Origin of the sequence: Pleurocapsa minor HA4230-MV1 (assembly GCA_019359095.1) — a bacterium.
GTDB classification, from domain to species: Bacteria; Cyanobacteriota; Cyanobacteriia; order Cyanobacteriales; family Xenococcaceae; genus Waterburya; species Waterburya minor.
Map to the genome: position 1 here is coordinate 1 of JAHHHZ010000016.1, position 14,618 is coordinate 14,618.

A 14,618-nucleotide genomic window follows, 5' to 3' on the forward strand; every position below is an offset into this window, starting at 1 on the left:
AAGTTGACTAAGTTAAGTATACATTATATCAGATATAATGTATACTTAACTTAGTCAACTTAACCTTTGTGATAGGAATATCTTATACTTGACTTTTTAGACTGGAGATACGATTTTTAGCCTTTGCTGGCATGTTGCATAGTTGCACTGAGCTGGCGTCAAATCTCTTAACCTTTGTCCTGTATAGCTTATAGGCGTTGCATGTATATATTGCTTTTTGCTCTATTTGTCTTGTTTCGGGGATCGATACATATTTCTTATACTTACTTTCTTATCTTATTAAATATTTCTATCTTTTATCTTGTTCTTATCTTACTCGTATTAAATATACTTATCTTAATTGCTTGACTTTTTATTTTATGTAAGAGATAATAAATGTAGAGATTAAGCAAATTACTCGCTTCAGTTTTCAAATCTCCCTCTCTACAAAGCTTTAAAGAATGTTTACTATGAATTACACCTCATTTATTAACATTTTCGATTTTTTTGTCAGTTGCTACGTTTATGGTTGTTTGACTTATATTTTGCTCCTGTTTTCGGTTCAACTGTATCATTCTCTGTTAATTGATTGTGAGGCTCTCGATCGCTCAATTGAAAGCGTTGACACTGACTTCTACTCCCAAGTTAAAGATCTCCTCGACCCCTCTACAGAAGATGTTTTTGAACCTATTTTTGAATCAATGACGCTTCGGGAACTCCGTACCCACATCAAAGAAAATAAGCTGCACCAGAAGATTCAAGATCGTCTTGGCAAAACAGTATCTAATGCTTGTAAACATGAGCTTATCGAAGCCTTGAGCTAAATCGCCTTTTTACTTCTTGCTTTGTCAACTTATTCTTACTTACCTTTTTTAAAATCATGTGCTTATCCGATTGTTCAAAATGCAAATATCTCGATCGCAACCCCCATCATTCAAGCGACATCTTATGTAGTCTAGAACCCGCTTATGCTGGTATGTGGAAGCGTTTAAAAGATCTCGATGAGTATAGTCTTAATTGCCTTCCTGTCGATAATTGTCAAGAGTTCGAGTTAGATCCCACCTTTGAAGAAAAGACGATCGCCTTATCCTTAAACTTTTTTGATTGGCAAAAGCTAGAGCGAGAAACTTCTAATCCTACTATTGGCAAAGCTTTGAGAGATACGATAATCGAGCTTAATCTCGCTCTGACTTGCGAGAATTGGCAAGCGATCGCTAATTCTACTTCAATTCCTAATGTCCGTGTAACTTTGGAGGAATCAGGATTTAAACCTCATCGAGATCCTTGGATTGATGTTGATTCTTCCTGTATTGACGCTGTTGCTTATCTTGAACCAGAAACGTCCTTGAAAATTCGCTTTAATTCGGGCTGTATCTATCAATACGACCATTTACCCCATAATGTCTTTTTATCCTTCTTAGATGCTGATTCTCAAGGACGTTTCTTTAATCGCAACATCAAAGATGCTTACCCTTACAGACAACTTTAAATCTTTTCTTGCTTAACTTATATTAATTACTTGACTTTTTAAGTTAAGCATGAGATGATATAGAAGTAGAGAAAAGCAAAACAAACATTCTACAAATGACAAGCCCCCAAAGACTGCTACTAACAGTTTCGGGGGAAATGAACACAATACACGGTGAAAGTAAAATGTCTCAAACTATCTTAGCTCAGTCCACCGCCTCACTTCAACTTCAAGTTTACAAATACTCTCTTATTCTCTCCAACGACACAGGCGACACAGAACAAACAATAGCAGCTTTTGAATCTGTGCCTACTTCTATTGATTGGCAACCCTGGCTTGATAACTGGGCAATTCTCGGCTATACACTTCAAGGTGAACCTCAGCTAATCAAGTCCCACTAAGTCAATAACCAACAAAGAGCGATTGCCTTTGAGTTAAAGGCGATCGGACGCGCCAGCTAATCCTTTAGGGAATAAGGCGCGGGCGAATCTCTCCATCTTTTACTTACTTATCTTTTCAGGCAGATTAATCATGACAAATACCAGTGCTACTACCACAAATGTCCGCGTTATCGATCTAAGTGAATGTCTTGCTGATATTACCGCCAATACTATCTACAACTCAGAGCATAATTTATTACCCTCTGACATCTTTGAGGATGTCATTCTACAGGCTATTAATGATTTAATCGATGATTTTGCTCTTGACCCCCACAATTACCTTAAAACTCATCACCAAGAGCAAATTGACACTATTGCTCATGATTATTTAGACCGAGATTTAGATAAATCTGAGCTTAATTTTTACTTCGGCGAACACATTTAATCAAGCGATCGCCTAAATCATTACTCATTTAGCAACGCCAGTTTTTCCCTCATGCCTCAAATCACTGTGTTTAATCTTTCTCATTCACCAACAATAATCGATTGCTACATTATCTCTAATGAGCTATTTTCTGAACTTGCTAGTCTTTGCTCCGTTTTTCAACTCAATCAAATTTCTCTTACTTTTTTAGAAGAATTGCAGAAGCGATTTTTACTTTTTCTCAACAGCAATTTTGACTCTGAAAACGCCAAGTTACAGGCTTTACATCAATTTCCTTGGTATCTCGATTTAATTCAGTTACTCGAATCTTTGTATCACCTCGATACTGATGAATTAATTATTGAGCTTACCTATCTTTAATCTTATCTCTTCATTAAACTGCAATCCGTAGGGTAGGCGAAGCCAATCGCCATATTTAAAGCGATCGCACTTAATGCATTGCTCATTTTCAATTAACTTGATTCTTTTTAACTCATGAGTCTTAATCTACCTTCTTTTCTTTCTTTTCAAGCATCTTCTATCCTTGCTCAACTTGCTCAAGCTTACGGTTTTGATTTATTCGACTTTCAAAGTAATATTTATTTAAGGTTAGAACAAAAAGGCTATATGCCCTTGGTTCTTGAACGTCTAGAGCCACACGTCATCAGTCTTAGTCATTATTATCAACAAAATGGTGACTTAATGGCTGACCCTGATCTTACCTTTCTTGTTCGTCCTTCTGTTGACAATCAAACACTCTTACTCTTTCCTCTCATGTATCGCCTAGATGGGCTAGGTCTTTATCAGGAGCTTGCCTTTCTTAATGACCAACGCGATCAAATTCTTTCTTTTAAATCCCGTTCTATGGCTGATGTGGCTAGCTTCTGTAATCAATGGGCTATCAATATTCAAGCTCAACAGTGGTTTTTACCCTCTGGTTCTAACCCTCAAGTCTCTGTTACTACTAGTTAACCAAATAAGCGATCGCTTTCTTTAACTGCGATCCCGAAGGGTAGGCGGAGCCTAATCGCTTACCTAGTATCTTTTAGAGTCAATCCCTTTTCACTTCTTTTTTTCCATCATTATTGAAGGAGCAGATAAACAACCTGACCTTTTTGAGGATTTATTCCCCTGCTATCATCTTCTGGCTCATTGCGGGGCTAAGGACTTCGATGATTCTCAACCCGTAATCACTATCCTCTTTCCTGATGAGGCTTAATTTAATAGATGAAAAAAGAACCAATTTGCCAACTGTGCAATGGACAGATGATCTATTACACCTACATAGCTGGGGACGGGTGGACATATACTACTTGCCCTAACTGTAATCCTGCTGACCCTTGGTACAGAAAGAAGCCTTCAGAACCGACAAAAACCAAAAAACCCCACCAATGATAATCAATAGCGCTCGCGCGAGATCGCTTTTAATCCTGCACATTTTTAAAAATATGACTCACACTATCGTCAAATTTAAGCGTCCTTTATATTCTGAACTACTAGAAGTAGCACGAGATTTTGGTTTCACCGTCAATGAAACAACTAAAGTAGCAGAAAATAGCTGTAATTTGGTTACCAAAACAATTAACCTATCAAATAAAAACTGTATAGCTTTATCTCATGAATTATGGCACATTTTATTTTATTACTATCAAAACATTTTCCGAATAAAACACGAACAATCAATTGTTTGTGTCAAATTTAAACATCAATGGCTCAAAGTTAACTATCCCGCTACTCTTGGCTTCGTACAATTTTATTATCAGCCTGACGAACTATACGAAGAATATATCTGTTTTACTCTAGAACGAGAGTTAAAATTACTAATCGATTTAGCCAAAACCTTACCAAAAAAACCTAACTATTTGCGATACAAACGGTTTTGCTCTGGGGGCGTAGGAACTTTTTTGGTGATTATGTTGGCTGCTATTTCTGCCCATCTTTTACTTACTTATCTTTTTAACTCTATTCCTACTAAGGTGAACCTTTGTACTGACTCGGCTGCTGTCAAAGTCGAGCGCGAAAACCTCTTTACTCAATTACTTTAATTATTGAGCTTACCTATCTCTAATCTTATCTCTTCATTAAACTGCGATCGCTCTTGATACACCTTGTTCTTTACTATGGCTATGACTCTCAAACCAATTCTTAAAACATCCTCGAAATCTACTACAGATTATACTGAGATTGAATCTGAACTATCTTTATCTTCGATACCTTCTCATCTTCAACAGCGTCTTAACCGTCTTGGTATTCATCCCGATCATCGGCTTGTTAACGTCATCGCACAATATCATTCCTCTCAAGTCTGGGCTGCACTCAATCATGTTGAGGCTAACTTTGAATTGATTAAGTCTCCTAAAGCTGTCTTTCTCTATCAATTACCCAAACAACCTCTTGAAGAGAATCAACCTTTATTACCTGTCTACACTGCTAAGGATTTTCCTGGTTTCACTCTCCAACACCTTAAATCTATGTATCCTGTGAGTTGGCAATCTGCTGCAAAACACTTCGGCATCCCTCTTTCGTGATAGACATTCTAAATCTACCATTTAAATTAAAAATCATGTCTCAATATTTTATCGCTGGATTTGAAGATCACCATCAAATTATTATCGGTTGGGATCAGCCAATGAGAACTTTTTTCGTATCTGTTGTCGATACTGTTGCTGAAGAGAAGGAAGAAGGAGAATATGTTCTTTTATGGTTAGGCACAAAATACGACGAATACAAAGATATCAATGATCTAGCAATTTCTTTAGCTGATTACGCCATTATTCCTGATGATATTATTATTCAATGCCAGCAAGATGCTCTGGTTTCTTTTTCTCCTACTCCTCTCCAACAATTAACTGAAGATGTGTTTCATGAAAATTAAACACCGACGGCATTCCTTGAAACTAAATAGCGATCGCCTCTCTTTCCGACTTTACTGACAGTTCAGTTCACCCTCTTTTTTCAGTAACTATTGCTCTGACACCACATTAAGAAAATGGCAACTAACTTTAAGCTTTTGCAAGCTTGTAGCAACAATTTTTTAACTACCCAGATACCTGACAATTTTCTTGATTTGGATGAGTTTCAACAGTACCAGTTTCTTAGCACTCATGCTTGGCAACCTGTTGAAAATTTATCCCCCGATAACATTTGGCAGTTGATTGAATCTTCTGCTGATACTATGTCTACTTTTTTTCAGCAGTATGTGCAAGCACCGCATATGCGGAGCGGTATCCTTTAGGACGGCGGACAGCCTGAATGCCCTAAAGGACTCCTAAAGGACGACGCGAAGCTAAGGCGCTCATGAAACAGAAACAATTTACCGTTAGTATTCTCGTCCATGAAGATGATTTATATCAAGCTCATATGGATGGTCATGACCAGCAAAAAGAGGATTGTCCCGACCTTGAAGAGATGATCCTCTCCGAGCTTCAATGGCTCACTTCTAGCGGCATTTCTATCATCGGTAACCTCAATGAACATCCCCCACTTTAATACACAAGCTTTATTCCTTAACCATCAGTAACGGTAAAATATAAACATCACCACCAACGACCATACTTATCAAAGAACATGACACAAATTAGCCTATCCGAACTTCCCCAAAGCCTACAAAATGAATAATACTAGTGAATGTAAACTTTTCAATTTACTTCAAGATAAACGAGAAGAAATTATCTCTATTGCTGCCCAACATGGGGCTTTCAATATCAGAGTTTTTGGTTCTGTTGCCCGTAACGAAGCCGACAACGATAGTGACATCGATTTTTTAGTGGATTATTCTCTTGATGATATTAGTCCTTGGTTTCCTGCTGGTTTAATGTTGGATTTAGAAAAATTACTCAATCACAAAGTCGATGTAGCAACTGAAGCAGCTTTAAAAGACAAAATCAGGGAACGGGTTTTGAGTGAAGCGATCGCACTATGAGAAATGATGTAGAACGTTTACGAGATATTCTTGAGGCGATCTCGCAAATTGAAAAATACGCGATTCAAGGTCAAACAGAGTTTCAGAACAATGAATTAATTCAAGTTTGGGTTGTTCACCATCTACAAATTATTGGCGAAGCTGCCAACAGCCTATCTCAAAAACTAATTACTCAGCATTCGAGAGTACCTTGGTCGCAAATTATAGCTTTCAGAAATATTCTCGTTCATGAATATTTTAGAGTCGATTTGAAAGCCGTATGGAAAATTATCGAGCGAGATTTACCCCATCTTAAGCATCAAGTTGTAGATATTTTAAACAATAAATAACACATGACTAGAGGGAAAATTTTACAAGATATCTGGGACAACTTACCCCCTGAACGCCAGAAGAATATTGAAGCCCGTACAGAAGCTAAAATCAAAGCCTATCGTAGTCTTCAAGAGTTACGTAGTGCCGCTGGTTTAACTCCAGAAAAAGTTTCCCAAGCTCTTAATATGCCTCAAGGTAATGTTTCTCACTTAGAGCGAAATTCTGATATGTTGCTTTCTACTTTGCAAAAATATGTTGAAGCTGTCGGTGGTAAATTAAGTTTAACCATCGAGCTTCCTAATCAACCTCCTATTGCTTTGACTGGTTTGGGAGATTTGATCGATCATTCCCCCAATCACCCCAATCACCACCGATCACCTTTAAGCTAAATGAGCTTCAACGTTTCCGTGAAGATTCATAATGGTTTCTCTATCACCATCTTCCCATCTCCCATTCCATGACCATAACTATCGATACTTATCCCGTGCGAAAAAAACAGTGTGCGACTTGCCCCTTTCGCACTGACAGCACGGGCAGACATCCCGATCCCATGTTGGTTAGCAGAATTCAGCAACAATGTTTAACAGAAGCCAGCCAAATTTGTCACCATCCGCGCCTGATAGGAAAACCCAAAACTCATCTATGCCGAGGTGCAAGAGAGTGGAATATCTCCGAGCTTGCGATCGCTTCCTCCCATACTCCTGACAACAAGTTAACCCACTGTTCCGCTTCTTTAACGGGTCGCTCATGGGACAGGTGATACTTTATGATCCACCATGACTTTCATCTCCAGACGCTCGTTGTCCTGAAATTAGATAACTCACAAGCTAAGGTTTTTTCCTAGATCAATATTTTGGCGGGATGATTTAAGCTTCATCCCTCGTTTCGGTCAGTTTGACAATTAATCAAAAATATCCCATATTTAGGATATATAATGAATAACCAACAACCAACACCTGTAATTTGGTTAGGCTCAACTAGAAAGACAGTGCAGGATTTTCCCCTTCCAGTACGTCAAGCAGTTGGTTTTGCTCTTTTCCAAGCACAATTAGGTGGCAAGCACATACATACTAAACCCCTGAAAGGCTTTGCTGGTACAGGTGTTTTAGAGATTGTCGAAAGGTACGATGGCGATACTTATCGGGCTGTATATACCGTTAAGTTTGTAAATGTGATTTATGTACTTCATTCTTTTCAAAAAAAGTCTAAAACAGGGATTAAAACTCCTAAACCAGACCTTGACCTGATTAAAAAACGATTACAGCAAGCACAATTAGATTATCAACAGCTAAATAGTTAATCGGAAATGAAATTATGATTGAAACTCATTCCTCTCAAAGAGAACAAGGCAGCGACAATATTTTTGCTGATTTGAACATTCCTGAACCATCTCTCTATTTAGCTAAAGCCCAGTTAGCTCATGAAATATCTACTATTCTTCAACAACGAAATTTAACTCAAGTTGAAGCTGCCAAAATACTCGGTATCAATCAACCCAAAATCTCAGCCCTCTCTAAAGGTAATCTTGATGGTTTTTCGAGCGATCGCCTTTTTAAGTTTCTTAATCTTTTAAATCATGATATTGAAATTACTATTCATCCCACCACCAACCCTAATCAACAAGCTGGTATTTCCGTCCACACTACCTAGCCTTTTGTTGCTGCTCTTTTTGGTTTGATGCCCTATCCAAAAGTTTCATAAGCGATCGCCATAGCCAAATTAAACAGCTTCTGGCTCAGTTGTCCCTTACTCCTACTCATCGCCGAGGACTAATTAAACGTGGATTTTCTGAGGGACAAATTAAACAGTACGGCTTTGTGTCTGTTGGATATCAGCAATCACTAGTCAACCCCATTAGCGATCGCCTTGCTGGTATCGCTCCTGGTGGCAAAAATCTCACTAACAAGTTTTCGGGCTTAATCGTTCCAATTCGTGACGATTCAGGTTTTTATATTGGCTGGCAGTTTCGGATTCTCCAAAAACTTCACGGAAAGCCTCGCGGGAGAATGGAAGCCGTGTCGCTTTAGCGCACGGAGGAAATTCGACACGAGGTAATTTATTGCCTCGTAATACTCACATGTGATATATTTAAGATTATGAAGCAAGTCTTGACTATAGTTTGCAAGCTCAACCCCTCTCAAGAGGTAGTTAAAAATATCGATAATACTCTTGAGATGTTTGCTGCTGCCTGTAACTACGCCAACAAGGAAGTCAAGCCATCTATAACTAGCAAAACTACGATTCAATCTCAGGTTTATCAAGCCATTAGAGAGAAGTATAGTTTGTCGGCTAACTTGGCTGTGAGGGCTTGCGCCAGGGTTGGTGCTAACCGCAAAACTGCCAAGAAAGACAAAAAACCAGTTAAAGCATTTAAGCCAACATCGGTTGATTATGACGCTCGAATTTTTGCTTTTCGTGAAAAAGACTGGTCTGTTAGTTTGACTTTGGTTGGTGGTAGAGAACATATTCCAATTGTGACTAGTAACTACCAAATTGGAAAACTTAAAGGCACTAAACCAACTTCTGCACAACTTTGCAAACATAGAGATGGCAGCTACTATATCCATATCCAGGTTAAGGATGAAGCACCAAAACCAATTAATTCTGATAACGTTATCGGGGTTGATTTTGGTCGCACTGATATAGCAGTTACGTCTGACAACAAAAAATGGTCTGGTAGAGAAATACGTGATGTTAGAGACAAATACTCTAAACTTCGCGCCAATCTCCAAAAGAAAGCCTCGAAAGGCACGCGCAGTAGCAGACGTAGATGTCGGCAACTGTTGAAACGGCTGTCGGGTTCGGAAAAAAGATTTCAACGCCATGTCAATCATGTCATCAGCAAAACTATAATTCTCGATGCCAAAAAGTCTAATAGCCTTGTGGCTATTGAAGATTTGACGGGGATCAGAAAACGAACCAATCAACAACCTAGAAGCAAAACAGAGCGCAGGCACTCTAATTCTTGGTCTTTCTATCAGCTTCGTACATTTCTTGAGTACAAGGGATTGATTAACGGGGTTGAAGTCGTTCCCGTATCGCCACGATACAGCAGTAAAACCTGTCATGCCTGTATGCACCTGGGGTTGAGAAGTGGAAAGAGATTTAAGTGTACTAATATAGGTTGTGCGTGGCATGGTGATGCTGACGAAAACGCAAGTTATAACTTGTCAATTATTGGTGGGGTTGTAAGCCTCCACCGAGGTTCGGAGATTCTAAGTTGTGAACTCAATTTAGATGATTCAGGGCTACTAAAACACCGAGGTTTAGCGGTCGGGCGAAAGCCCCTGCGCTTCAGCCAGGGGTGAGCTTACAACATCCTGGGTTACTGAAAAATGACTCTTAACGAACTGATTGAATTGATTATGGCTACGCACGGAGAGGTCAAAATTTTGGCTTGCATTAGAGAATATTTTGCCAGTCTTCCAGATGGGCAAGAAATTGAAGAGGTTTTAACCAGAGCCGTTGAAAAAGCTCAGGATCAGCCTATTTTTTGGCGTTCTCCTTCTTCGACTCCTCCCGACCCGAATCGCTCCATTTTACCCAAGTCAAAGCAATCACCCAATCCTTGATTTTCTTGACTTTTTAATACATGACATAAAAGTCAACCATAAGCTAAAATTAGGTATGAACGATAACAAGATCATTCAAGCTGCTGCTAATAAGGGGAGAACTGTCTGGCTACAAAACTGTCTCCGAGAGCTTTTGCCACAGTTAAACCAGCCCTCAACCGATTATCAGACTTGGTTTGATTCAGTGATTAAAGTCATGTCGAAGAGGGGATTAACTCAACCAATTCAACAAAAAGATTATCTGTCTGATATTCGTAACGCTATTAGAGTAATCGACCCCGCTCACCCTGCTTTACAAGTTGTCGATTTTGACACCTCTACCTGGATTCAAATCAACAACCGAGCTGGCGATCGCCTTGGCTCACGCACTACTAAATTTATCGATAATCCTGATGCTATAGTCCGTCGGGCTACTACTCTTCTCGGTAGCTATCAATGGTCGGAGATTGCCGCAGGTTTAGCCGTCGTCACAGGCCGTCGCTGTACTGAAGTTATTAAAACTGCCCAGTTCCAATACAAAACTAAATACAGCGTTATCTTTACTGGCGCACTCAAAAGAGGAAATGAACCCGTTGAATGTGTCTTTGAAATTGCTACTCTTTGTGAAGCTCGATTAGTTATCGACGCGATCGCCTCCTTGAGAACTCTGCTTGGGTCAGAAATTCAAGATTTATCTAAAAGACAAGTTAGTAGTCGATATGCTCGCGCCGTCGCTACTAAATGCGATCGCTACTTTACTGAATTAGTTCCCCCCAGAGAAGATAAGGATAATCTTTATACTCATCTATTTAGAGCCATCTACGCTACAATCGCCAGCTACTGGTATTGTCCACCTTCCATCCCCGAAATTGAGTTTCGGGCTGCTATTCAAGGTCACTATCAGATTATTGACGAGAAAGACCCAAAATTACGACGGTCAATTGCCACGGAAAGAAATTACTTTGATTACAGGATCTCTGACGGTCGCGGCAACATCGACGGCCGATTGGGTCTTAAGTTAGCTTTGCCCGATGTTGAAATACTCGAAGAGTTTCAGCCCGCAGTTTTGAAAGCGAAAGGGCTGACAAATAAACTTTTGCTCCACACTAATACTACATTATTGACCAGCGCTCGACCGACAACTGCAAGCAGCGGACGGCGCACAGGGGGGTCACGTTTTGGGAAAGAAGCTTCTTTCCCAAAAGCTGACCCATCGATGCATCGACCCTTGCGTACCGCTCAACCAGACAAGCCCCAAATTATGAACGAATCATCTAATTCTGCTAATTCTGCTCACACTAATTCAATGGTCATCCCCTCTTTTTTTCAATCTAGGTTATCAACTATTGCCACCAAGTTGGGAATTCCTCCCGACCAAACCATCCAAGCATTATTTACCTGGACAGAAATGGGACTATCTTTGGCAGAGCAATTATCAGTAGAAGAGCTTACTCCTCAAGCTATCTTTGAGTCCGTCGAACAGCTAAAAGCACGGACAGACAACAATTCAGACTCAATTGAGTTCGATTCGGCTCAGTCGGCTAAGTTAGATAGCCATAGTCTCAATCAACTTTCTACCTCGATCAGACTCTTAAGTGAAGCTTTATCTAGAAAGCAGCACTCTCCAAGCGATAAGTATATTGCACAAAATCGCACCACAGTTATCGAGCAAGAGCCAGTAGACTCTGCCGAACATAATAATTCGCCCAGCCACAACAATTCCTTGGCTAAACTCCAGCCAAATCTTCATCTGCCTGTCGATCGAGAACCTGCCGAACCAACTAAAAATAGCCAACCAACTTCCTCTAAATCATCCAAGGGAGAAAGTTCATCCCGTAAGATCTCTAAAAAAAGTCTTGAAGCCGAACAGGAGATCAATCACGCTATCGATGCCATTATTCAATTTAATAACCAAGATGATGTCTCTTACAAGGATAAATGGCATATTGGTGTCAGCGCCCTCAGAAAATTAACCGAAAGAGGTGATTCGGTTATTCAACGAGTCTTACAACTTAGAAAGACCGAAATACAACAGCACCATGCTCAACATCAAATCGGTCCCCGTCACAACTCCAAAGGTAAAACTTATCCTTCTATCGATGAAATCATTTCTTTTTAGACACATTTTAAAGCATGTTATACCCTTGTCCTAAAGGATAAGCTTCGCAAATGGTACTAGCTTCGCGTCCGATTGCTTTAATTTTCATTTTTTGACTTTATCTCATCTTTTTACTCCACTTTTTTAGAAAAAGATGAGATTATAGAAAAGTGGAGTAAAAAAAGCGCAGCCTGAGAGTTTTCTGTCCATGATCGAACATGAATTTCAATAGATTCAAGACAGGTTAAAATACTAGCGTAAACAAAAATAAATTAACTTAAATGAGTAAAATATTAGACGAGACTAAAAAAGGATGGATACACGGAGGGATTGAGTGGAGAAAATTAATGTTAGAGCATAATATTCATCCTGACGAATTTTTAAAACTGCCTGGCGCTGAGGATTTGATTCGCCAATTCTTGAGTCTAAACACTCAAGGTCGAGTTATATTTTTAAATACTTTAGAGCGTAAGTATCCTTGGTTGCGCTACAAGTGAAATACTTATTATCACTAACTGACGAATCAACTATTGAATATAACGGGAACATCATCAACCCAAAGATAATCAACTTTTGACCATTCTTTGGCTAATTTCTCGAAGAAAATAAGTGATTGTGGTACAGAATCATTGGATTTCTTTTTAGAACACTTAAATATGTTTGGACATCCACCTCCAGTTGAGACTAAAACTGAATTTGAGCGCAATGGTGCGCTATTATATTCTGCACAACAGCCAGATCTAAACCATCCAGATCATATGTTTAACCGCTTAGATTTGTGCATTCATAAAAAAGAAGACCGATATTTTATCAATGGAAATTATTCTAAGTCTGATGGAGCTAAAGGCGAAATTAGTTTTGATATTCTAGCGAAGAATAGGGATTTGATAGCTGTACGTATGGATTTTGGCTTATATTTATACGGAACCCCTTGGGACAATGTTCAAACAATATCTATAATTCAAGACAGCATAATTAACAGTCTGCAAGATCAAAACATTAAATTGCAGATCGATAATCTTGGATAATTTTTTTTACCAGCTTCTTTCTATAGCGATCGCCAAAAAACGTCTAGCTGACAGAAGAAATATCACACCTACATAGCTGGGGACGGGTGGACATATACTACTTGCCCCAACTGTAATCCTGCTGACCCTTGGTATAAAAAGAAGCCTTTAGAAAGGACAAAAACCCCCACTAATGATCATCAATAGCGATCGCCTAATTCCATCCAAAGAATTGCGATCGCTTGTAAAAGTGCATTTTTGAATTTATACACTTTTATATAAAGCCACTTATGTTCTAGTGACAATCGTTCATAACTAACCTTCTATGTCCCAAATACCATCTGGTCTTAATTGAGCAAATACTAGTAACTGAGACAAAGCCATTTTGGCATTGCCTTCTGTCGCTCTCCAGTAATCATCATCCACATCATCACCTAGTTGCTTAATTGCTTTTTCCAGGACAGAAATACTTTGCGCTCCTGTTAATCCATCAATTAGTTGAATACCATTTTCTCCAAATACCTGTCGATAAATTTGACTGTAATTAAAGGTAATATTTAGCCAGAGATCTCGCGTTCCTTCCTCTGCAAAAATGCCACCTCTAATCTCATGAGGTATGTCTAATTGTAAACATTGTTTGGTTACTGGATCGAGAAGTTCTGCATCATAACTCATAATTTAACTTTACTAACGATATAGTAAGCTCTTGTCAATATCTATTTTCTGCGCTAAAGAAACTGAGTCTTCCCAAGTCTTTTTTTTCAATAAGTAATAGATTATCACTTGTCCAAAAAACATATCTTCTTCTCTATCTTTTTCTCTTTGATGGGTTAATGAAAGTTTATTTAGCTGATAGACAGATAGATGTTGAAGAATAAAAATTGCAAAAAGATTATCCCTATCTACATCCCATCCACTAACTGCATTCCAATCATATTGATACAAATCGTATAAATAGTAAAGAGTTGAGTCATTGAAAAAATTTAATTCAGGATAAGTCACTCTTAGTTCTTGAAGCTCCTCCAACTCATAACTATATTTTAAAACCGTACCTAAATATTCAGAATTTAAATCGCAGACAAAATTTTGATTTTTAACTATGTATTCCCAGACAAAATCAATTTGCGACCAAACTGTAGTCTGAATCAAATTCAAATATTCTTTTGAAATAATCATATGCGTTATTTTGCAATTCTTTCGATTAATTCGATTATAAAATCTTCTCTCTCAATATCTTTTGAGGGACAAGAGATATAAGTAGCTTCAATTAAATCGTCAATATTTGCCCCGAACCAATGATTTATATACTCTTTTAGCTTTGGGTGTGCCGAATTATAGTCTTGTTCTAAGGCTAGCGGGGCGACAATAGTAGCTAGAAAGCAGATAGAATAAGTGTCATGGCTTTCTGACCTCGTTGATAAAATGGGCGTTTATTAGGAGATAAATTCATTAATTGAGTTATTTTTTCCGAAAGATC

Annotated in this window: 26 protein-coding genes; 24 read left to right on the plus strand and 2 right to left on the minus strand. The window is 38.7% G+C overall.

What is annotated here, in order from left to right:
- Positions 1–449 precede the first annotated feature (449 nt).
- The 24 genes from KME09_07140 (at position 450) to KME09_07255 (ending at position 13,162) form a co-directional block, all read left to right on the plus strand.
- Positions 450–803: a hypothetical protein gene (locus tag KME09_07140; protein MBW4533698.1), complete on the plus strand. Its 354-nt coding sequence runs from the start codon at positions 450–452 to the stop codon at positions 801–803.
- 56 nt (positions 804–859) lie between these two features.
- Positions 860–1,468, plus strand: coding sequence for a KTSC domain-containing protein (locus KME09_07145; protein ID MBW4533699.1), 609 nt, complete (start codon positions 860–862; stop codon positions 1,466–1,468).
- Between the two features lie 137 nt (positions 1,469–1,605).
- Positions 1,606–1,848, plus strand: a complete 243-nt coding sequence (locus tag KME09_07150) for a hypothetical protein (GenBank protein ID MBW4533700.1) — start codon at positions 1,606–1,608, stop codon at positions 1,846–1,848.
- A 130-nt stretch (positions 1,849–1,978) separates the two neighbouring features.
- The gene (locus KME09_07155) at positions 1,979–2,272 is read left to right on the plus strand and encodes a hypothetical protein (protein MBW4533701.1); all 294 of its coding nucleotides are present in this window, start codon (positions 1,979–1,981) and stop codon (positions 2,270–2,272) included.
- Between the two features lie 51 nt (positions 2,273–2,323).
- On the plus strand, positions 2,324–2,632 hold the full coding sequence (locus KME09_07160) for a hypothetical protein (GenBank protein ID MBW4533702.1): 309 nt from the start codon (positions 2,324–2,326) through the stop codon (positions 2,630–2,632).
- 114 nt (positions 2,633–2,746) lie between these two features.
- A complete protein-coding gene (locus KME09_07165; protein ID MBW4533703.1) occupies positions 2,747–3,223 on the plus strand; it encodes a hypothetical protein in 477 nt (158 codons plus the stop codon).
- 255 nt (positions 3,224–3,478) lie between these two features.
- Positions 3,479–3,646, plus strand: a complete 168-nt coding sequence (locus KME09_07170) for a hypothetical protein (protein MBW4533704.1) — start codon at positions 3,479–3,481, stop codon at positions 3,644–3,646.
- A gap of 53 nt (positions 3,647–3,699) precedes the next feature.
- A complete protein-coding gene (locus tag KME09_07175; GenBank protein ID MBW4533705.1) occupies positions 3,700–4,296 on the plus strand; it encodes a hypothetical protein in 597 nt (198 codons plus the stop codon).
- Between the two features lie 81 nt (positions 4,297–4,377).
- The gene (locus KME09_07180; protein MBW4533706.1) at positions 4,378–4,779 is read left to right on the plus strand and encodes a hypothetical protein; all 402 of its coding nucleotides are present in this window, start codon (positions 4,378–4,380) and stop codon (positions 4,777–4,779) included.
- A gap of 35 nt (positions 4,780–4,814) precedes the next feature.
- Positions 4,815–5,126: a hypothetical protein gene (locus tag KME09_07185; protein ID MBW4533707.1), complete on the plus strand. Its 312-nt coding sequence runs from the start codon at positions 4,815–4,817 to the stop codon at positions 5,124–5,126.
- A gap of 114 nt (positions 5,127–5,240) precedes the next feature.
- The gene (locus KME09_07190) at positions 5,241–5,486 is read left to right on the plus strand and encodes a hypothetical protein (GenBank protein ID MBW4533708.1); all 246 of its coding nucleotides are present in this window, start codon (positions 5,241–5,243) and stop codon (positions 5,484–5,486) included.
- A 62-nt stretch (positions 5,487–5,548) separates the two neighbouring features.
- Positions 5,549–5,740, plus strand: coding sequence for a hypothetical protein (locus KME09_07195; protein ID MBW4533709.1), 192 nt, complete (start codon positions 5,549–5,551; stop codon positions 5,738–5,740).
- Positions 5,741–5,861: 121 nt separating this feature from the next.
- Complete coding sequence (locus KME09_07200; GenBank protein MBW4533710.1) at positions 5,862–6,173, plus strand: nucleotidyltransferase domain-containing protein; 312 nt, start codon at positions 5,862–5,864, stop codon at positions 6,171–6,173.
- Positions 6,170–6,502, plus strand: a complete 333-nt coding sequence (locus KME09_07205) for a DUF86 domain-containing protein (protein ID MBW4533711.1) — start codon at positions 6,170–6,172, stop codon at positions 6,500–6,502. Before KME09_07200 ends, KME09_07205 begins: the two co-directional genes overlap by 4 nt.
- A 3-nt stretch (positions 6,503–6,505) precedes the next feature.
- On the plus strand, positions 6,506–6,874 hold the full coding sequence (locus tag KME09_07210; protein MBW4533712.1) for a helix-turn-helix domain-containing protein: 369 nt from the start codon (positions 6,506–6,508) through the stop codon (positions 6,872–6,874).
- A gap of 68 nt (positions 6,875–6,942) precedes the next feature.
- Positions 6,943–7,245: a hypothetical protein gene (locus tag KME09_07215; protein ID MBW4533713.1), complete on the plus strand. Its 303-nt coding sequence runs from the start codon at positions 6,943–6,945 to the stop codon at positions 7,243–7,245.
- A 174-nt stretch (positions 7,246–7,419) separates the two neighbouring features.
- The gene (locus KME09_07220) at positions 7,420–7,785 is read left to right on the plus strand and encodes a type II toxin-antitoxin system RelE/ParE family toxin (GenBank protein ID MBW4533714.1); all 366 of its coding nucleotides are present in this window, start codon (positions 7,420–7,422) and stop codon (positions 7,783–7,785) included.
- A gap of 14 nt (positions 7,786–7,799) precedes the next feature.
- Positions 7,800–8,135 (plus strand): helix-turn-helix domain-containing protein, encoded by a 336-nt coding sequence (locus tag KME09_07225; GenBank protein MBW4533715.1) that lies wholly within the window; start codon positions 7,800–7,802, stop codon positions 8,133–8,135.
- Positions 8,136–8,224: 89 nt separating this feature from the next.
- Entirely contained in the window at positions 8,225–8,512 is a 288-nt protein-coding gene (locus KME09_07230) for a hypothetical protein (GenBank protein ID MBW4533716.1), read from the plus strand.
- Between the two features lie 69 nt (positions 8,513–8,581).
- Positions 8,582–9,793 (plus strand): transposase, encoded by a 1,212-nt coding sequence (locus KME09_07235; GenBank protein MBW4533717.1) that lies wholly within the window; start codon positions 8,582–8,584, stop codon positions 9,791–9,793.
- A 27-nt stretch (positions 9,794–9,820) separates the two neighbouring features.
- Entirely contained in the window at positions 9,821–10,057 is a 237-nt protein-coding gene (locus tag KME09_07240) for a hypothetical protein (GenBank protein ID MBW4533718.1), read from the plus strand.
- A 55-nt stretch (positions 10,058–10,112) separates the two neighbouring features.
- On the plus strand, positions 10,113–12,155 hold the full coding sequence (locus KME09_07245; protein MBW4533719.1) for a telomere resolvase: 2,043 nt from the start codon (positions 10,113–10,115) through the stop codon (positions 12,153–12,155).
- 260 nt (positions 12,156–12,415) lie between these two features.
- Positions 12,416–12,631 carry a hypothetical protein gene (locus KME09_07250; protein ID MBW4533720.1) on the plus strand — a complete coding sequence of 72 codons (216 nt, stop codon included), beginning with the start codon at positions 12,416–12,418 and terminating at the stop codon, positions 12,629–12,631.
- A gap of 87 nt (positions 12,632–12,718) precedes the next feature.
- Complete coding sequence (locus tag KME09_07255; protein ID MBW4533721.1) at positions 12,719–13,162, plus strand: hypothetical protein; 444 nt, start codon at positions 12,719–12,721, stop codon at positions 13,160–13,162.
- 294 nt (positions 13,163–13,456) lie between these two features.
- Here the strand turns inward: KME09_07255 and KME09_07260 are convergent, their stop codons facing one another.
- Both KME09_07260 and KME09_07265 read right to left on the minus strand, forming a co-directional pair.
- A complete protein-coding gene (locus tag KME09_07260; protein ID MBW4533722.1) occupies positions 13,457–13,816 on the minus strand; it encodes a hypothetical protein in 360 nt (119 codons plus the stop codon).
- 12 nt (positions 13,817–13,828) lie between these two features.
- Positions 13,829–14,317 carry a hypothetical protein gene (locus KME09_07265; GenBank protein ID MBW4533723.1) on the minus strand — a complete coding sequence of 163 codons (489 nt, stop codon included), beginning with the start codon at positions 14,315–14,317 and terminating at the stop codon, positions 13,829–13,831.
- Positions 14,318–14,618: the final 301 nt, after the last annotated feature.